We start from the raw sequence: 17,209 nt of genomic DNA, 5'->3' as shown, positions 1-17,209 counted from the left end.
CACCATCGGGGTATCCAGGGGGATCGACGGCGAATCGGAGACGTCATGACCGCGAGCACCAAATGCGGCGAATCCGCCGTATATTTCCTGCCCGGTAGCACTTGGCGGCGGCATGAGCGGCCGGTGGTGATCCGTGCCGACCGGCCGTAGGACCCGTGTGCGGATCGAGCCGGGCGGGCCCCTGCTGGTGGAGGGGCCCGTCGAGGTCGTCACGCCGGACGGTGAAACGGTGACGTCGGACCGGTTCGTGGTCGCTCTCTGCGCCTGCCGCCGCAGCAAACGTTACCCGTTCTGCGATACCAGTCACCGTCGTCGGTCACGCCAAGGAACGAAGCGGCCTGAGAAGTGAAGTCTCGCCGGCTGACCAGGAACCCAAGAGGTGTTCGGCCAGCCGGTTCTCGAGCAGCTCGGTGGCTTGGATACCCAGCGCGATATCCGCCGCCAGCTCAGGTTCCCGTTCCAGCAGATCGCCGACGACGTCGTGCCGCAGCACCTGTTCGTGCACGGCGTCGGCCTCGATGTGTTCGGTGTAGAAGTAGCGGCATTCGGCCGCGCCACCGAGCCGGCTCAGCGCCTCGTCCATTCGCCGGGCGGACGGGCCGGTGGTGATCTCGGTGACGGCGAAATGCCCGACGAGCGCTCCTCTGAGATCGCGGTGCAGCCCGAACAGAGACATCATGTTCACCGTCGTCAGCGTGCAAGCCGGGACGTGGTCGAGGTAGGCGAGGTAGCCCGGTGAGAGGCCTGCCGCGGCCAGCAGGTCGGCGAACAGCCTCGAATGCGCCTGATCGGCCCGTCCGCCGCCGAATTCGTCGAACTCGACGGCGACCAGCGCTGCCTTGGCCCGGCCGCTCAGCCGCGGGATCACCCACAAATGCGGGTCGGCTTCCTTGAGATGGTAGATCGACCGGTGCGCGAAATACTCCGCGAGATGCCACCACTCGCCGTCGTCACGCAGGAAGTGAGAGACGCCTTCGCCGTCGGCCGGTTCGATCAGCAGTTCGTCGAGCAGGCCCTCAACGTCGTCCCCGCCGGGCACGGCCGCGCGGATCCCGGCCAGGAACGCACGCTCCAGCGCCGCGCGGAAGCCGAGCAGGCGCACATCCCACTCCCAGTCGTCGCCCACTCCGGCGAACCCTTGGTAGTGGAGCTCGTAGCAGACGTGCAGGGCAAGCTGCAGGTCTTCACCGAAGGGATCGGCGGCGAGGGCGGCGTCCAAGTCGAAATCGTCCCGGCGCGCGCCCGCCAGGGTGTCCACCACCGCGGCGGAAAGAGGGCCGCGGATCTCGGGCAACGTCGCGGCGGTCGCGCGGTCGATCGTCGTCATGCCACCGGAGTACCCGATCTACGGTGGGTGGAACCGTCTCCTCGGTCAGCATCCGCAACACCGCGACATCACCGTCGATGGCGGCCCGGCGGGTAGTCCGGCTTCGGCGGCGGCTTCCGCTTCACGCTCGAGACCTTCCACGGTTTCGGGCTTGGTCGTGTAGACGAAGCTGTCTGCACGGGTGAAGCCGCAGTCGATGTCGAGTTCGGCCGACGTGGCGGCATCGGGCACCTTCTGTTCATGGCGGCCGGACTCCCGTACGGCCGTGCGGGCAAACCAGCGTCGGCCGGCTCGCGATCGAAGAGATCTCTCACCTCGTCGACCGTGCTTGACGGGTGGCTCTCCTCCGAACGCGCACCGCACGACCTCCCCGCGCCCATGTTCAGGACCGGTCTCACCGGGTAACCGCCGGAAAAGCACCGACCCGGAGGGAGCCCCCATGGCCGACAAACTGCGACCGCCGCAGCAACAGGACCCGCCCGGCGTGACGTCCGAGATGGACCCGCCGCCTCGCGACTCCATGGAGGACTACGAGGGCCGCGACCTGCTGCGCGGCAAGCGCGCGCTTGTCACCGGTGGTGACTCCGGGATCGGCCGCGCGGTCGCCATCGCCTTCGCGAAAGAGGGCGCCGATGTGGCGATCGCCTATCTCAGTGAGCACGAGGATGCGAAGTACACCGAGGAGCGCGTCCGCGCGGAAGGTCGCGAATGTCTCCTGCTGCCGGGAGACCTGGCCGAAGCGAAACAATGCCGCGAGATCGTCGCCCGCACGGTCGCCGAGTTCGGCGGCCTGGACATCCTGGTCAACAACGCCGCCACGCAATGGCCGGTCGACTCCCCGGAGCAGCTCACCGACGAGCAGTGGACGCACACCTTCGACGTGAACATCCACAGTTTCTTCCGGGTGACGAACGCCGCGCTGCCCCATCTGGGCGAAGGCTCGGTGATTATCAACACCGGCTCGGTGAACGGTCTGCGCGGCAACAAATCCCTCATCGACTACTCCGCGACCAAGGGCGCCGTGCACGCTTGGACGTACGCGATGGCGCAGGCATTGGCCGATCGCGGCGTCCGGATCAACTGTGTCGCGCCGGGTCCGGTGTGGACACCGCTGATCCCTTCGACGTTCCCGCCGGAGAAGGTGGAGAAGTTCGGCCTCCAGGTGCCGTTCGAGCGGGCGGCGCATCCCGACGATCTCGCTCCTTCGTACGTCTTCTTGGCGTCCAACCGGCTCTCGTCGTACTACAGCGGCGAGGTCATCGCCGCGTTGGGCGGGGAGACGACGCCCGGCTGAGGTTTCGAGATTTCGAGGAGGTGCGGATGACGGACGCCCGGAACCGCTGGGCGGCACCGTTCGGCTGGATCGCCAGGGCCTCCCGTGTTCCGGGAGAGGAACGCCGGAGTCTCGTCCAGACCACGAAAGCCGCGGTGGCGGCGGTGCTCGCGTGGATCATCGCGACAGCGGTGCTCGACCTGCCGCAACCCTTCCTGGCGCCCTACGCGGCCGTGTTCCTCGTTCAGGCGACCGTTTACCGGTCGCTGCGCGGCTGGGCACAGCAGGTCGGCGCGGTCAGCGCGGGGGTGCTGCTCGCGGCGGGTGCGGGGCAGTTCATCCCGTCGGTGACGGTGGCGCTCGGGCTGGTCGTCTTCACCGGCTTGCTGATCGGCTCGTGGCGGGGGTTCGGCGACTCGGGGGTGTGGGTCGGGGTGACTGGCATGCTGCTGGTCTCCTACGGCAACGCGACAGAGCCCGTGCTGCTGGCGGACAGGCTGTTGGAGACCGCGCTGGGGGCGGCGATCGGCGCGGTGCTGAACGCGGTGGTCCTTCCGCCACTGCACGGTGGACGCCTGCGGGCGGCGACGTCCCGGCTGGCGTCGGCCGTCGCGGACGTCCTCGACGAGACCGCGGCACTGGTTCGCGGCGAGTCGCCCGAAGCGGCAGATGTCCTGCAAGACCGGATGCTCGACGTCCGCAGTCTGGTCGCCGAGGCGGAGGAGGCGATCGGCTGGACCAGGGAAGGCCGGTACCTGAATCTTCGCGGACGGCGTGAGACCCGCGAAGAACCGCTGGCGAACCTCGTCACCCTGTGGCCACCGCTCACCCAGCTGATCGACGCGGTGAGCGAAGCCGCCCGGAGCGAGCAGCCGTTCCGGCATCCCGGCGAGCATGGGCGCGGGGTGGTCGGCGACCTGCTCGAAGCCCTCGCCGAGGTGGCCCGTTCGGGTGACCCGGACAGGCTCGACCGCTGTTCCAAGCTGGTCGAGGAGATCGACCGCCTGCTCGTCACGCCCACGGACGAGGTCACCACCTCGATCGGGCTCGGGGCGATGGCACTGCCTGCCCGGCGTATCGTCCAGCAGCTCCACGCCGATTAAGCCGGGGCGACGGTGGGTAACCGTAGCTACGATCAGCGACGGTAGGTGCATAGATGAGAGAACGATTCCACGGTGAATTGAGCGTGCTCGGCGAACTCTTGTCGACCATGTGCGGCATGGCGTGTGAGGAGTTACGGCTGGCCAACCGGGTCTTCCTGGACCGTGATGCGGAGGTCGCGGTCGACATACCCCGGTCAGATCCACCGGTGCGGTCGCTACTCACAGGCAAACGCGGTCACGACCGACGGACAGAACCACCCTCGATGCTCCGAGGTTGGCGGCCTCGGCGACCGCGGCGAGGCGCGGATCACGAGCCACCTCTCCAGCGGAACCTTGCTGGCACCCCGCCGCGGCACAGGGCTCCGCACGCACCGCGGGGAAAATACGGGCGGGCCCTGCGTCTCACGGATCGCGTTTCCTGCGGGTGCGGGCGAGTCTGGCTGGCGGCCTGGCCCGGAGGGTCGTCACCCGGGTGATCGATACTCTGGTGGCCTCGGCGGTGTCGCGGGCTGTGCTGCCCTGTGTGGTCAAGGCGGTCACGGCGTCCGCCAGGGCTGTGTCGTAGGTGGCCTCGGCCCGCCGCAGACGGTCCAGCTCGGGGCTCACTGGGGTGATCGTGACGTGGACCGTCACGCCCAGTAGTGCGAGCCCGCGGACGAGGTCGTCGTGCAATGCCTTCAGGGTCCGTCCCGACCCGTACGCCGTGGTGGGGATGCTGGCTGTCCACATGTCGTCGTGCAGGCGGGCCACCACTTGCCCGCATGGTCGTCGCGGATCGGAAACGCCCACCTGCAGGTTAGACTTGATCTCACGCAAGTTGTGTTGCTCGGGTCGATGACAGACGCTGGACCGTCTGAGTGGTTGCCACCGACATGCCGATGTAGCTTCGCGCTTCGCTGTGTCTGGTTGGCGGGAGGTTGGCTTTGCCGATGGCTACCTGGTGCGAGCGAAGTAGTGATGGCCGGCGCGGCTGCCCCGACGTTGACGATGGTCAGGTACCGATGCACAAACGGAGCCTCTGCGGAGGTTCAGGCGTGGGAATCGGTCGACCTGGACGCTTTGGAGTTGGAGTCGCCGTGGCGGACGTTTCGCGTGAGAGCATCGCAGGGTGACAGTTCCGCCCGACAAGGCCAGGCGCCGGCAGCTTCGTGACCAGTACAAGCGGGCCGACCAGGAGAGGCGCGCAGCGGTGCTGCCGATTGGTCGTGAGCAGCTCGCGGCACTCGTCGATTTCGTGGATGGGCTCGTGCTCTCGGAGGGCTGCGACCACACGTTGCGCCATGCCCGGTCCTGGGCAGAGGGCCACGATCTCGACTGGACTCCAGTCGCCGCGGGGCTTGCCGAACTCGGCGGCTACTGCGATTGCGAGGTCGTCATGAACTGCGATCCCGAGGACGTGTTCGGCTAGTCATGTTCTCCTTGTGAGGAAGCCCGTTGAGGGCTGAAATCGGTGTCGGCTGCCCGCTGTGTCGGGGTCAGCGAAACGTCCGCTTCTGCCGCGAAGCGATCGATACACAGCGAAAGAACGTACGCTCATGCCGATGAGCGGCAACCGACTCACCAGAGGACTGCTCTACTTGGAACCGTCATGTGCGTTCGAGGCCGATCAGCGGCGCAGCGAGGCTCTCGCGGATCTGGAGAACCAGCAGAAGGCCCCCCGGCGCGTGCGGGCGCCCAACGACGAGGACGCCCTCAAGACCGCCAACGCCGAGACCCTCATCCAGCCATCGTCCTATCCAGGGCGAAGGACAGCTGGTTCCGGTGTGGGTCGCGCCGCTACGTCACCGAAACCAACGCGGCCGCGGGGTGTCGGGAAAGCGCTGCTCTTCAAGCAGGTCGCGGAAGCCGACGCGGCCGGACTCTGGAGCTCGACTGGGCCGAGCCTGTGCAGGAAGGACTGGCCGGTATCCCAGGTGCGACGGAAGCGGATCCCGTTGTGAAGCCTGGCGCTGCTCTTGGCCGACATGGCCTAGCTGTTGCCGGCGACGACACCGCCTGCTGCTGGTCGGGCGTGCGAGGTAAATGAAGCCGAGAGCCTCATGAGCGAAGTCGATGTCGCTGAGCAAGGGCAGACTGGCTTCGATACTTACGCACCAAGGAGCCGAGTTAGTGTGATCTCCACGAAGCCTGCCCCTTCGAGGCCGTCTCGTGGAAGGTGTCGGCACTGGTGCGGATCAGCGCGTTCTTCCCGGGACACCGTGAGTGATTCCTCGTCGTACACGACGCGGATATCCCCGTCCCTGCAGAAGTCGGGGACAGGCCATCGGGCACAATCCCATGATTCCATCCGTCCTACGACCGGCCATTCCTCGCGAACTAGCCTGAGGTCGCCGCACCGGCTGATCTTCATCGCGGAATCGGCGTCGAGGGCAGGGGTGTTCGGCAGGTTGTCGAGGGACTCCACGCGCGGTCCGAAGAAGTACCCGAGCACGATCCCGTTCCCGTCCGCCCTTGCGATGACGCCGAGCGCGTACCCGTGATCGCGAAGTGGCACCGCGAAGACATCCCCTGGGGAATACGGCAACTTCTGAACCATATTCAGTCCCCCTGCCCCTGGATGCCACGCGGCCGAGAACTACGTGTGGTGACCAATGTCGTTGTGCGTCCGCGCTTGGAGTTTACGCCCAGGCCAGTGCTCCGTCGTCGCGTACGGTCGGCTCTCCTGACCGCGGCGGGGTTTCGTTCGTGGTTGGACGGTCGAGGCGTTGGGCGGTGTCGGTGAGCAGGGCCCCGATGCTGGCCCAGGTGGTGCGGCAGGCACCTGCTTGCGCCATCCAGTCCATCACGCAGCCGTGGTCGGCGCGTTGCGCAGGTCGATGGCGAGGACGGCGCCGTCGAGGGCGCGGCGGACGGGCAGCAGCGCGGTGCAGTCTTACAGAACAGCTACGGAAGTGCGCTGACTATCTACGGTCCGCGAGGTTCTGTAGCGGTCGCCCGATGGCGGCTTCAGGTCGTTCGCGCCTTGTCGAGGTTTGAGCGGATGATCTGGGTTGTGGGGTGGTCGGGACCGAAGACTCGTTCGCTGTCGGTGAGGGTGGTCTCGTGCAGCGGGATCGCCCGCGCAAGATCACCCACTGACTCGTAGGCGCCCGCCACCTCGACGTGGAAGCGTTCGGCCGTCGAAACCGGCACGCCTTCCGGTTCTGCGTTGGCGTAAAGCGGTGTTCTTCCGTGAAGAACACGCCGATCGAGGTGCTCGTCTGGCCAACGGGCGGACACCCGGATCGACCTGGAGCTCAACGCGCGGAATCGGCCCGGAGGGTTGGCCGCCCCAGATTTAGAAAGGCTCCGCGGTCGTTGAACCCGGCGTGTCGATGGTCGTGCGGATTGTCCACTGCACCGAGTGAAGGCCCGTAGACGGCCTCAGCATGGCCACGGTTGGCCCTCAAAGCTTGTCCAGGTCCGGTATTGGTCTTTGCGGCGACCTTGGGGCGCCCTGTCTGAGACCCCGAAAAGACCATGGCCCATCCAGGCCCATCCGGGGACCAGAAACAGACCCGAACAGGACCACACGCCAAGCCCGAAGCTCATGCGGAAATCACAGTGTGCGCGTGGTTTCAGTGTTGCGAACGCAGTGTTGTCGCGTACCGTGGGAATCAAGGCAGCGCACGGATTGCGCGGCCGATCCAGGCGGATGCCAGACCGCTCGAAGACCCTGTGTGGTCTCGCGGGACGAGGGACGGACTCGGACGGGGCTCGCCGCGCTGAGCGCGGGCGGAACGAGACAACTCATCGCTACGTGAGAGGTCTCCCATGTCCCGCAAGCCATCCCTGCGCCCGGCCGTCGTGCCCCCTGTCATCAGCCAGCCCCTCTGCCGCCGCCTTCAGGCACGCCTGGCTGTCTCTGCTCGGACATCGGATGGGGTTCCCGTTCTCGTGTTCACCGCGGCACGTCGTCCGGTCCCACGCTTCATCTTGCCTCCGCTGATCTTGCCTTCCCCTCGGGTGTGCCCGGTCTTTGGCGGTCACACGGCAGTGCCCGGGACGTTCAGCGTCCCGTCGCGTGGCGGGGTGGGGGAGTCGTGACGGAGCCGCTGCTGGTGGATGGGACGTGGTTGTCGACGGAGGAGGTGGCGGCGCTGTTGCATGTGGATCCGTCGACGGTGCGGCGGTGGCGGACGGCGAAGCCGCCGCAGGGGCCGCCGTTCGTGCCGTTGTCGGAGCGGGTGATCGTCTACAGCGCGGCGGACGTCGACACGTGGCTGCGGAGCCGTCGGGTGGATCCGGAGAAGGTGACGGCCTGATGCCCGCTGCGATCGTGGTGCCGATCGGGATCTCGCTGTCGGCGGACATCGAGTACCGCGAGGGCCGGACGAAGCCGTACAAGGCGCGGGTGCGCTGGGTCGATCCGGTGACGAAGAAGCGGCCGAGCAAGTCGGAGTCGTTCGCCGAGGAGCGCGAGGCCCAGCAGTGGATCGAGCAGCTCGAGGCCGACGCCGAGAACGGGATCGATCCGCGGATGGCGACGATGCCGCTGGCCGAGTACGGCGAGGCGAACATGCCGCTGATCATGCGGGGCCTGGAGACGAAGAGCCTGGACCCGTACATGGCCGGGTGGCGGTTGCGGGTGGTGCCGACCGTGGGGCATCTTCCGGTGCGGAGGATCTCCAACGGTGTGGTCGACCGTGCGGTGCACGCGTGGATCGCCGACGGCTACAGCCGGTCGGTGGTGAAGAACAGCATCGCGCCGCTGGTCAGGGCCATGGAGCAGGCCCGCCGCGACGGGCTCGTCGAGTACAACCCGGCGCGGGTGACCGGGTGGCAGAAGGAGTACAAGCTGGCCGAGGACGAGCTGGAGGATCCGCGGGCGCTGGCGCTGCCGGATTGGTACACGCTCACCGCCCTGGCCGACGCCCTCGTCGCGCGGTCCTACCGTGAGTACCGCGGCTGGGGCGACGTGGTGGTGTTCGAGGCGTGTACCGCGACCCGGATCGGGGAGGTCTCCGGTTGCCGGGTCAAGGACATCGACACGAAGAACTGGATCTGGAACCTGCGGCGCCAGACCACGCCCGGGCCCGGTGGGCTGCTGGACAAGGGCACCAAGGGCAAACGAGCCCGGAAAGTGCCGATCATCGAGGACATCCGGGACCTGGTCCTGCAACGGATCGCCCTGACCGACGGGAACCCGGACGCGCGGCTGTTCGTCGGGCCCCGCGGCGGCCGCGTCACCACCGCGATCCTGCGCGACGCGACGCACTGGGACGAGATCGTCACCCAGCTCGGGTACGAGCACCTGCGCCGTCACGACCTGCGCCACACCGGGCTCACCTGGATGGCCGACGCCGGCGTCCCGGTGCACCACCTGCAGAAGATCGCCGGCCACGGCTCGATCATTACCACCCAGCGCTACCTGCACCCCGACCAGCAGACCGTCACCGACGCCGGGGAGCTCCTCACCGAGCACCTGCGCGCCCCACGCACACCCCGGCTACTCGTCGTGAAATAACTGAATTCTCGCCGCACTACAAACGCTCCGCCTTTCCGAAGGCGGAGCGTTTTCTTTTGCGCGATGTTCTTGCAGTCGACCCCGGCCACGGGCAGCCATCCTCGAATTGCGTAACCCGCCGCCGCGGCGGCCCGCGAAGCCGTTAGATGATCACCGCGGCGACATTTCCGCGAAGGCGCTATTGGTGGGGCCTGCGCGCATTTCTTGCAGGTCCGCTGACGCTGATCCGGGACGTCAGCCGGTGGCACAGTGTCAGATCGCCGTGACTGTACGCAGGCGAACGTTCACCCGCGCGGGGGAAGCTCGCGTCAGCGACGCGGAGACAGCCTCTGGCGCTTACGCTGCCGGATTCACTCGGATGGGGGAACGTCGGGAACCCTCTTTTGCTCCAGTCAAGTGCGCTTCGGGCGCCTGAAGATCAACTTGGTCCCCGCGTGGTCCCCAAGCAGATGCTTCGGTGCTTCCCGAAAAATAATCTTCGCCGCAACGAAAAAACCGCCTGACCAGGACTGTAGTCCCAATCAAGCGGTCTTTCTGTCCGTCGGGCTGACAGGATTCGAACCTGCGACCCCTTGACCCCCAGTCAAGTGCGCTACCAAACTGCGCCACAGCCCGGACCCGCGCTCCGTGGAGTGCGATGTGAGTACTTTAGCGGGTCCCGAACAGGGGCTTGCAACCAGGGGTCACTGTGTGTCTGAGCTGGGAAAACGGACCGTGAGGGCCGCCCTGCCGCAATCAGGCGGCCCTCACGGAGTCACTGTGGGTTGTCGGCGTGCGTGAGGGTCTGCCAGGAGACGAACAGGCTGTTGGTGCCCGCGGGGCGCTGGCGCAGGGTGAGGGCCTCGGTGTTGGCCATGGTGAGCCCGAGGCGGGTGTGGAAGTGGTTGTAGCCGACCTCGGTGATCGGGCCCAGGCCGAGCTTCAGGCTGCCGCCGCACAGCCACGACGGGACGGCCGCGCCCATCTGGTACTTCGCGTGGAAGCCGAGGCCTTCGCGGAGGCGGTCGCCGATCTCGGGGTAGAGATCCTGGCCCTGGATGCGGGTGGTCTCGGCGAAGTTCGCGATGGCGGCGAGGCCGTAGCCGGTGTGGGTGAAGTCCCGGCAGGTCTCCTGCGAGAGGCCGTTGACGAACGTCGTCTGACCCTGCCAGTACTTCACGATCTTGTCGCGGGTGTCCAGGCCGCTGCCGGGCGCGGTCTTCGGGAGCGCGCCGTCACCGGTGAGGTAGAGGTAGGCGGGCACGCGGGTGCGGAACTTCGCGACGGCCTTGTCGTAGCTCGTCTTGTCGTCGAGGAACACGGCGATGCCGATCGAGGCCTCGGTCATGCTGAGTTCCCAGTTCCCATTGCTGTGACTGCCGTTGATCACCTTCGGCAGGTACACGTTCCTGAGCATGGTGCCGAAGCGGCCGGAATTCGGCCAGCTCGTGTAGGTGTGCTTGATGATTTCCGCCGCGCGCGGCCATGACGAGGCCGACCAGGCCGATTGCAGGGGCGCGTTGCTGTTCGTGTGATCTTTCAGTACCGCGGACCAGGCGTCCATGATCTCGATCGCCTTGGTCGCGTATTTCGCGTCGCGAGTGATGTACCACGCGAGAGAAAGGGAGTACGCGGCGATCGCGTCTTGCCGTTCATCGGTACAGCCGATATTCGGATTCGAATAGGGGCCGCATTCGACGACGGCGCGCGGTTTCGGTGACCGGGACAGTGAGGCGTACGGACTCGACATCATCGCGTCGTAGGCCTGTTTCCACGGTTGCGCGCCTGCCTGGACCTTGGTGCGTACGAAGTCGAGCTGCGGGCGGCTGACCAGCACGCCGGGGTGGGTGAAGGTGGCGGGCGCGGCCTGGGACGGCGCGCTGAAAAGCCCTAGCGCCAACGGGACGAGCGTGGCCAGTGCGAACAGTTTCTTCGGTAGGGACATGGTTCTCCTCGGGCGGGTGTGAGCCAGGTCACCGGCGGCGTGCGATTCAGTGTCATGGTCTGAACCAGTTGCGTCAAGACCTTAATTCGCCTCGAAAAGAAAGAAATCCGTCTTTGTTCAGCGGGCTGAACAAAGCGTTCAGCCCGCTGAACGAATCAGGCTCGCCAGGGGCCGACGAAAGCCGGGCTCCCGACCGGATAAGTGCCGATCAGCCGCCAGGTCGCTAGCTCGTATGCCTGGATCGCGTCGGCGCTCTGCGCCGCGACATAACAATGATCGCCGACGATCGAGAAATGCCGAGGCCATTCGCCGGTGCCGTGATCGGCGACGGCCTTCGGGAGGACTCCGTCGAAAGTGAACTCCGTGACCGTCTCGGGGCCCCGGTTCGACACGAACAACCGGTCGTCGTGCAGCGTGAGCTGGCCGGGAAGGTTGTCACCACCGGGATCGAGGGGCGCGGGAGTGGAGTTCTCGACGGCGAACGTGCCTGGCGGCTCTTCCCGCACCGTCAGCAGCGAAGCGGCCAGTTCGCCGAGGACGTACGCGTGGTTCGTACCGGGGCGCCGGACCAGCTGGCGGGGGCCGGTCCCGGCGGGCAGCGTCGACACCGACAGCGGGATCAGCTCGCCTTCCTCGCCGAGGCGGTAGCTGCGGATCTCGTCGGCGCCGAGATCGACGGCGCTGACCAGCGTGCCGGTCTCGTCGACCACGGCCATGTGGACGTGCGCCGCTTCCTGCCGGTCGGATATAGGGCCGGCGCCTTCGTGCTGGACGAGTGCCGTGCGCACGGTGGGCACCCCGTCCGCGCCCAGTGCGAACACGGCCAGGCTGCCGCCGCTGTAGTTGGCGCACAACAGGAACCGGCCGTCGGGAGTGACCGCCAGATGGCACGGGTCCGCGCCACCGGCCGGGAGCGAGTTCAGGACCTCCAAGGTGCCGTCTTCGGCGACAGCCACGGCGGTGATCGCGCCTTCGGCCGTCTCGTTCACGGCGTAGAGCACCGGCAGCGTGGGATGCGGGGTCAGCCAGCTCGGTGAGTCGAGTTCGAGCGAGCCAGCCGGGGTCAGCTCCCCGGTCCGCCCGTCGCGCCAGAAGGTACCGATGCCTTCGCCGTTCCCGTCGCTCGCGGCGGTATAGCAGCCGACGATGAGCAGAGTCCGGTCGTCGTTCGCAGAAGTCACGAGGCACACTGTGCAGCAAGCCGAGGTGGAGGAGAATCCCTTTTGACCACATCCTGCGCGATCGTTTCGGGGGCCGCGTCCGGTATCGGCGCGGCGACCGCGACCCGCCTCGCCGCGGCCGGGCACACCGTCGTCGGCGTGGACATCACCGAGCAGCCGGGGCTGGAGCACGGCGTCGTCGGCGACGTGTCCGACGAAGGCACCTGGCGGCGGGCCGTCGAGCTCGCCGAAAAGGCCTGCGGAGGGGTGGATGTCCTGGTCAGCAACGCGTTCACCGTCGTGGTGGCGCCGCTGCACGAACTCGAGAGGACGGACTGGGACCGGCAGCTGGACGTCAACCTCGCGGGCGCGTATCTCGGCGCCAAAGCCTGTCTTCCGTCGTTGCGGGAGCGCCGGGGATCGATCGTGCTGGTCTCCTCGGTGCACGCTCTCGTCGGACTCCCCGGGAGGCCGGCCTACGCGGCGAGCAAGGGAGCTTTGGTCGCGCTCGGCCGCCAGCTGGCCGTCGAGTACGCGCCCGACGTCCGCGTGAACTCCGTCCTGCCCGGTCCGATCCAGACCCCGGCCTGGGACCGCGTGTCCGAGGCCGACCACGCCCGCGCCGTCCGGGCCACGCCGGCGGGACGGCTCGGGGATCCCGCGGAGGTCGCCGAGGTGATCGCGTTCCTGGCCTCGCCCGCGGCCTCGTACGTCACCGGGACAAAGCTGGTGGTGGACGGCGGCTGGACCGCGACCAAGGACTCGGTCTAGGTCGTGAGTGGTAAGTCGCGTTAGAGCCACCGGGTCTCAGTTACCTACTGGGTTCTGGCTGTGGTGGGTCGTAGGTCCAGGTCCGTGAAGGCCTCCTTGAGGGACCCTGGGTCCCTCAAGGAGGCCTTCACGGACTTGGAGGTCGTCCCCGTGCACCAGCGGTTACCGCGGTAGCGCGGGCGACCAAGGTGCCGCGCCGTAGTCGGTCAAGGGGGTCGTGAGTGGTAAGTGACGTTAGAACGTCACTTACCACTCACGAGCTTTTACTTGAGGGAATTGTCCACTGTGGTCATGAGCGCGCCGGTGTCACCCGACATCTCCCATGCCATGACTCCGAGCAGTCCCTTGGACTTGAGCCAGGCGACCTTCTGCTGGATGGACCAGGCGTCGTCGAAGGTCCACCATTGTCCGCCGGCGCCGGTGTAGCACGCCGTGGCCACGGCCGCGGTGTCGTGCTGGACGGTGCAGTTCGGGACACTGGCCAAGAGATTCGCGTAGCCACGAGTACCTGCTTCCTCGGCGAACTGGCCTGGCGCGGCGCCTGTCGCGCTTTGCCACTCACCCTTCTTTCCGCCGTCCGCGACCCCTTGCCAGCCTCTTCCGTAGAAGGCGAGCCCGAGGGTCAGTTTCCGTGGATTCGCCCCGGCGTTGGTGTAGGCGGCTATCGCCGACTCCACGCTGAACTTGAACTTGTAGGGGTCGTCCGCGTCGGGGTAGAGGTTCCCTTGGTGACCGGTCATGTTCGGCTCCCACGAGTTGTCGCTGCCCGAGCCGTGGAAGTCGTAGCCCTGCACGTTGGCGACGTCGAGGTAGTCGAAGATCTTCGGGATCTCCCAGCCACCGCTCACCTTCGCCGGGTCGGCGGGGGTGAACGCCTGGAGTTCGTACCGCTTGCCGGTGGTCGCGCCGTAGGCGTCCATCTGCGTGCGGAACTCGGCCAGCAGGGCGGTCAGGTTGGTCTTGTCGGCGGCGCTCCAGTGGTTCCCAGGGTGCCCGTCGGGGCTGCCCGGCCACTCCCAGTCGATGTCGATGCCGTCGAAGATGCCCGCGGCCGTACCCGGTCCGCCCGCACCGCCGTACGCCTTGACGTTCCCCTTCAGGTACGTGTCGATGCACGACGCGACGAACTTCTGCCGCGACGCGGCGGTGGCCGCGACGTCGGAGAAGTACTTCGAGTAGGTCCAGCCGCCCAAGGAGATGAGGACCTTGAGGTTCGGGTACTTGGCCTTGAGCTTCTTCAGCTGGTTGAAGTTGCCACGCAAGGTCTCCCACCCGGTGTCGCCGACGCCGTCGACCGACTGGGACGCGGACATCGGCCGCGAGTAGTCGGCTTCCGCGTCGCCCGCGCCGTCACCCTGGTTCGGGTCCTGGGGATTCGACGTCGTTCCCTTGGTGACACCCGAAAGGCAGGTGTGGTTGACCGGGTCGATGTTCCCGAAGGCGTACAGCAGATGCGTCAGCTTGGCGGCCGATCCGTTGGACACCAGGTTCTTGACGAAGAACTGGCGGCCGTAGATGCCCCACTGGACGAAGTAGCCGACCCGGGCGTACCCGTTCACGATGTCGCCGGTGCGAGCGCTGACGGCGGCGCTCGCCGCGGACACGTTGTCGTACCCGTCACGGGCTTTGACCGTGAAAGAGTACGAAGTGGACGGTGAAAGCCCGTTCACCGTTGCGGTCGTGCCGTTCACCGTGGTGGCGAGGTTCGAGCCGTTGTAGACGTCATAGGAGACGACGCCGGTGTTGTCGGTCGACGCGTTCCACGCCAGGGCGACGGAACCGGACGTGACCGCGGTCGAGCGGAGGTTCGACGGCGCGGTCGGCGCCTGGGTGTCGTCGCTCGGATTGTTGGTGGTCACCGCGAGCGCCGGGGTGGGCGGGGATTTGGCGTCCTTCCGGTCCTTGGCGACGACCGTGAAGCTGTAGGCCGTGTTCGGCGTCAGCCCGGTGATCCTCGCTTCGGTGCCGGTGACCGAGGTCGCCAGCGTCGTGCCCTGGTAGACGTCGTAGCCGGTGACGGGCAGGGAGCCCGGTGCCGAGGCGTTCCAGGCCAGCGCGGCGGTCGTGGTCGTCTTCGCCACGAGGCGCAGGTTGGCCGGGGTGGACGGCGGCGCGTCGCCCGAACCGTCGCAGTTGCCGTCGTCGATCCGGCACGTGGCCGGGGTGACCCCGGAACTGAGCTGGAACGTCGGGCTGTACGGATAGGTCGACCGGCCCGGCCCGAGGGACTTGATGTAGAAGGCCGGGGTGAGGGTGACCTGGTTGCCCGATTGGGAAACCGTGGCGTTGGCGCCGTTCGTGGCGGTCACGCCGGCGGGGACGGTGAAGGTGATGGACCAGTCGGCGACGGTTTCGCTGCTGGGGTTCGTGACGGTGTACTCACCGGTGTTGCCGGTCAAGGCGAAGGCGGCGCGGAGGCGGCCCGCCGCCAGCGCCGGAGTACCCGCGGCCACGAGGAGCCCGGCAGCGAGGAGTGTCACGGTGAGTGCGCTGAGTAGTCGTTTTCTGGTGCGTCTCATGGCGGTTCTCTCCAAAAGAGGCGGCGAGACTGACCTGCTCGGAAAATGGCGCGTGTGGTCTAGACCACAGATGAATGTAGCGCGGCACGCATAAAAGGTCTAGACCGATTCGTCGGTCGTGAACCCGTTCGACGCCGGATGCGGACAACAAGTGACACTGACGAACGGCGAAGGGCGGTTCATGAGCTCATCTAGGGCGGATCCGGGCGATCTGGAGGACGCGGAAGTCATCGCGAGGTCGGTGACCAGCCCGGACCGGTTCTCCGCGATCTTCGACCGGCATGCCGCGCACATCCACCGCTACCTGGTCAGACGCATCGGGCCCGCGGCCGCGGAGGACGCGCTGGGGGAGACGTTCCTGGTCGCCTTCCGCAAACGCGAGGGATACGACACCGAGCGCCGGGACGCCCGGCCCTGGCTCTACGGCATCGCGACCAACCTGGTCGCGCAGCGGCGCCGTGACGAGGTCAGGGAGCTGAAACTGCGCGAAGCCCTCGGTCCGCCGCTCGACGAGGAAGGGCACGCCGAACGCGTCGCCGATCAGGTGACCGCCGAGGCGATGGGGAAACTGTTGGACTCGGCGCTGGCGGAACTTGCCGACGGCGACCGCGACACGCTCACGCTGTTCGCCGGTGAAGGGTTGAGCTACGAGGAGATCGCCGCGGCGCTGGACATCCCGCTCGGCACCGTCCGCTCACGGCTCAACCGTGCCCGTCGAAAGGTCCGCGAGGCGCTCGGGCGCCCGGACACCACGACTTCGAAGGAGATCTCCACCCATGGATGAGCTGCACCTGATCGCCGAGCGGACCGGATCGGTGCCCCTCGCGGATTCCGGCGCCCTCGGCTCGGCACGCGCGCGATTGATGGCCGAAATCGCCGCCACCGAAACGGAAAACGTGGTGCCGCTGCGGAAAAGGCCGCGCTGGGTCTGGATCGGCGCCGGCGCGGCCGGCCTCGCGGCGGCGATCACCGCCGCCGTCGCGCTGGCACCGGTCGACAAGGTCGGGCTGGAGCCGCCCGCGGCCGCCGCGGACCCCGTAGTCGTACTCCGCAACGCCGCCGCGGCCGCGCTGAAGACTCCGGACACACCGCCGAAACCGGACCAGTTCGTCTACATGAAGACGAAGCGGCCCGACGGCGAGCGGGAGGCGTGGCTGTCGGCCGACGGCACCCGCGACGGGCGGATCAAGATGACCGACGGCTCGCTCTTCCCGCTTCCGGGCTGCCGGAACGGGCGGGCGCAGGCGTACAAGGGCGACCAGCCGCTCAAGGGCGTCACGGAGCCTTGCACGCCGTCACCCGCCTACCGGACGGACCTTCCCGTCGACGCCGAGGCGATGTTCGCCTACCTCAACGCCCACCACAGCGGTGAGACGGGTGACTACAACGCGATGGGCAAAAACATCCTCGCGCTGGCGAACGAGAACCTCCTCCCGCCCGCCGTCCGGGCCGCCCTGTTCGGCGCGGCCGCCAAGGTGCCCGGGCTGCGCGCCGTCGACCACACCGAGGACGCGGCGGGCAGGCCCGGTGTCGGCATCACGTGGCCGCTCGGGCCGCATGACGACCCGAAGGTGGCGAAACCGGTGGTGATCGTCTTCGCCGCCGACACCTTCCTCTACCTGGGCACGAATTCGACCGCGGTGACCTCGTCCGGTGTGGTGGACCAGGCCGGACAACGTCCCTGAC

Annotated in this window: 18 protein-coding genes and 1 tRNA gene; 10 read left to right on the top strand and 9 right to left on the bottom strand. The window is 67.4% G+C overall.

Translation table 11 applies throughout. From position 1 onward, the window contains the following. The first annotated feature begins 133 nt into the window (after positions 1-133). Complete coding sequence (locus B0293_RS20810) at positions 134-349, top strand: CDGSH iron-sulfur domain-containing protein (RefSeq protein WP_077241348.1); 216 nt, start codon at positions 134-136, stop codon at positions 347-349. On the opposite strand, the gene B0293_RS20805 is transcribed toward B0293_RS20810, so the two are convergent. Both B0293_RS20805 and B0293_RS20800 read right to left on the bottom strand, forming a co-directional pair. Next, positions 317-1,327 (bottom strand): iron-containing redox enzyme family protein, encoded by a 1,011-nt coding sequence (locus B0293_RS20805; protein WP_005165441.1) that lies wholly within the window; start codon positions 1,325-1,327, stop codon positions 317-319. The genes B0293_RS20810 and B0293_RS20805 overlap by 33 nt on opposite strands. 45 nt (positions 1,328-1,372) lie before the next feature. Then, positions 1,373-1,558, bottom strand: coding sequence for a hypothetical protein (locus tag B0293_RS20800; RefSeq protein WP_005165442.1), 186 nt, complete (start codon positions 1,556-1,558; stop codon positions 1,373-1,375). A 208-nt stretch (positions 1,559-1,766) separates the two neighbouring features. On the opposite strand from B0293_RS20800, the gene B0293_RS20795 reads away from it, so the two are divergent. Together B0293_RS20795 and B0293_RS20790 are read left to right on the top strand one after the other, a co-directional pair. Beyond that, entirely contained in the window at positions 1,767-2,621 is an 855-nt protein-coding gene (locus B0293_RS20795; protein ID WP_005165444.1) for an SDR family oxidoreductase, read from the top strand. Between the two features lie 26 nt (positions 2,622-2,647). After that, positions 2,648-3,703: an FUSC family protein gene (locus tag B0293_RS20790; RefSeq protein ID WP_005165445.1), complete on the top strand. Its 1,056-nt coding sequence runs from the start codon at positions 2,648-2,650 to the stop codon at positions 3,701-3,703. Positions 3,704-4,105: 402 nt separating this feature from the next. Here B0293_RS20790 and B0293_RS43735 read toward each other — a convergent pair whose 3' ends face one another. Beyond that, on the bottom strand, positions 4,106-4,519 hold the full coding sequence (locus tag B0293_RS43735) for a hypothetical protein (protein WP_167334570.1): 414 nt from the start codon (positions 4,517-4,519) through the stop codon (positions 4,106-4,108). Between the two features lie 292 nt (positions 4,520-4,811). On the opposite strand from B0293_RS43735, the gene B0293_RS20775 reads away from it, so the two are divergent. Together B0293_RS20775 and B0293_RS20770 are read left to right on the top strand one after the other, a co-directional pair. After that, positions 4,812-5,111 carry a DUF2695 domain-containing protein gene (locus tag B0293_RS20775; RefSeq protein ID WP_039919404.1) on the top strand — a complete coding sequence of 100 codons (300 nt, stop codon included), beginning with the start codon at positions 4,812-4,814 and terminating at the stop codon, positions 5,109-5,111. 133 nt (positions 5,112-5,244) lie between these two features. Then, complete coding sequence (locus B0293_RS20770) at positions 5,245-5,643, top strand: hypothetical protein (RefSeq protein WP_143254614.1); 399 nt, start codon at positions 5,245-5,247, stop codon at positions 5,641-5,643. Between the two features lie 146 nt (positions 5,644-5,789). Here the strand turns inward: B0293_RS20770 and B0293_RS20765 are convergent, their stop codons facing one another. Both B0293_RS20765 and B0293_RS20760 read right to left on the bottom strand, forming a co-directional pair. After that, a complete protein-coding gene (locus B0293_RS20765) occupies positions 5,790-6,239 on the bottom strand; it encodes an Imm26 family immunity protein (protein WP_039919406.1) in 450 nt (149 codons plus the stop codon). A gap of 410 nt (positions 6,240-6,649) precedes the next feature. Beyond that, on the bottom strand, positions 6,650-6,922 hold the full coding sequence (locus tag B0293_RS20760) for a tetratricopeptide repeat protein (protein WP_143254613.1): 273 nt from the start codon (positions 6,920-6,922) through the stop codon (positions 6,650-6,652). Between the two features lie 803 nt (positions 6,923-7,725). On the opposite strand from B0293_RS20760, the gene B0293_RS20755 reads away from it, so the two are divergent. Together B0293_RS20755 and B0293_RS20750 are read left to right on the top strand one after the other, a co-directional pair. Continuing rightward, the gene (locus B0293_RS20755; protein ID WP_039919407.1) at positions 7,726-7,947 is read left to right on the top strand and encodes a helix-turn-helix transcriptional regulator; all 222 of its coding nucleotides are present in this window, start codon (positions 7,726-7,728) and stop codon (positions 7,945-7,947) included. After that, the gene (locus B0293_RS20750) at positions 7,947-9,149 is read left to right on the top strand and encodes a tyrosine-type recombinase/integrase (protein WP_005165450.1); all 1,203 of its coding nucleotides are present in this window, start codon (positions 7,947-7,949) and stop codon (positions 9,147-9,149) included. Before B0293_RS20755 ends, B0293_RS20750 begins: the two co-directional genes overlap by 1 nt. 541 nt (positions 9,150-9,690) lie before the next feature. Here the strand turns inward: B0293_RS20750 and B0293_RS20745 are convergent. From B0293_RS20745 to B0293_RS20735, 3 genes are all read right to left on the bottom strand, one after another. Beyond that, positions 9,691-9,764, bottom strand: a tRNA-Pro gene (locus tag B0293_RS20745). Positions 9,765-9,903: 139 nt separating this feature from the next. After that, positions 9,904-11,073 carry an alginate lyase family protein gene (locus B0293_RS20740; RefSeq protein WP_005165453.1) on the bottom strand — a complete coding sequence of 390 codons (1,170 nt, stop codon included), beginning with the start codon at positions 11,071-11,073 and terminating at the stop codon, positions 9,904-9,906. Positions 11,074-11,228: 155 nt separating this feature from the next. Next, positions 11,229-12,254 (bottom strand): lactonase family protein, encoded by a 1,026-nt coding sequence (locus tag B0293_RS20735; RefSeq protein WP_005165456.1) that lies wholly within the window; start codon positions 12,252-12,254, stop codon positions 11,229-11,231. 42 nt (positions 12,255-12,296) lie between these two features. Here B0293_RS20735 and B0293_RS20730 point away from each other — a divergent pair, with 42 nt between their 5' ends. Beyond that, complete coding sequence (locus B0293_RS20730) at positions 12,297-13,004, top strand: SDR family NAD(P)-dependent oxidoreductase (protein WP_005165458.1); 708 nt, start codon at positions 12,297-12,299, stop codon at positions 13,002-13,004. A gap of 263 nt (positions 13,005-13,267) precedes the next feature. Here the strand turns inward: B0293_RS20730 and B0293_RS20725 are convergent, their stop codons facing one another. Next, entirely contained in the window at positions 13,268-15,484 is a 2,217-nt protein-coding gene (locus tag B0293_RS20725; RefSeq protein WP_039919839.1) for a glycosyl hydrolase family 18 protein, read from the bottom strand. Between the two features lie 220 nt (positions 15,485-15,704). Between B0293_RS20725 and B0293_RS20720 the strand changes: the two genes are divergently transcribed. Both B0293_RS20720 and B0293_RS20715 read left to right on the top strand, forming a co-directional pair. Beyond that, complete coding sequence (locus B0293_RS20720) at positions 15,705-16,307, top strand: RNA polymerase sigma factor (protein WP_039919843.1); 603 nt, start codon at positions 15,705-15,707, stop codon at positions 16,305-16,307. Continuing rightward, positions 16,300-17,208, top strand: coding sequence for a CU044_5270 family protein (locus tag B0293_RS20715; RefSeq protein ID WP_005167457.1), 909 nt, complete (start codon positions 16,300-16,302; stop codon positions 17,206-17,208). Before B0293_RS20720 ends, B0293_RS20715 begins: the two co-directional genes overlap by 8 nt. Position 17,209 lies beyond the last annotated feature (1 nt).

This window comes from Amycolatopsis azurea DSM 43854 (assembly GCF_001995215.1).
Lineage (GTDB): Bacteria > Actinomycetota > Actinomycetes > Mycobacteriales > Pseudonocardiaceae > Amycolatopsis > Amycolatopsis azurea.
This window is presented reverse-complemented; position numbering and strand designations above follow the sequence as displayed.

Coding starts and splice junctions, on each gene's coding strand:
- B0293_RS20715 (WP_005167457.1), top strand. CDS start 16,300: ATGGATGAGCTGCACCTGATCGCCGAGCGGACCGGATCGGTGCCCCTC.
- B0293_RS20795 (WP_005165444.1), top strand. CDS start 1,767: ATGGCCGACAAACTGCGACCGCCGCAGCAACAGGACCCGCCCGGCGTG.
- B0293_RS20770 (WP_143254614.1), top strand. CDS start 5,245: ATGAGCGGCAACCGACTCACCAGAGGACTGCTCTACTTGGAACCGTCA.
- B0293_RS20740 (WP_005165453.1), bottom strand. CDS start 11,073: ATGTCCCTACCGAAGAAACTGTTCGCACTGGCCACGCTCGTCCCGTTG.
- B0293_RS20720 (WP_039919843.1), top strand. CDS start 15,705: ATGAGCTCATCTAGGGCGGATCCGGGCGATCTGGAGGACGCGGAAGTC.
- B0293_RS20765 (WP_039919406.1), bottom strand. CDS start 6,239: ATGGTTCAGAAGTTGCCGTATTCCCCAGGGGATGTCTTCGCGGTGCCA.
- B0293_RS20805 (WP_005165441.1), bottom strand. CDS start 1,327: ATGACGACGATCGACCGCGCGACCGCCGCGACGTTGCCCGAGATCCGC.
- B0293_RS20790 (WP_005165445.1), top strand. CDS start 2,648: ATGACGGACGCCCGGAACCGCTGGGCGGCACCGTTCGGCTGGATCGCC.
- B0293_RS20750 (WP_005165450.1), top strand. CDS start 7,947: ATGCCCGCTGCGATCGTGGTGCCGATCGGGATCTCGCTGTCGGCGGAC.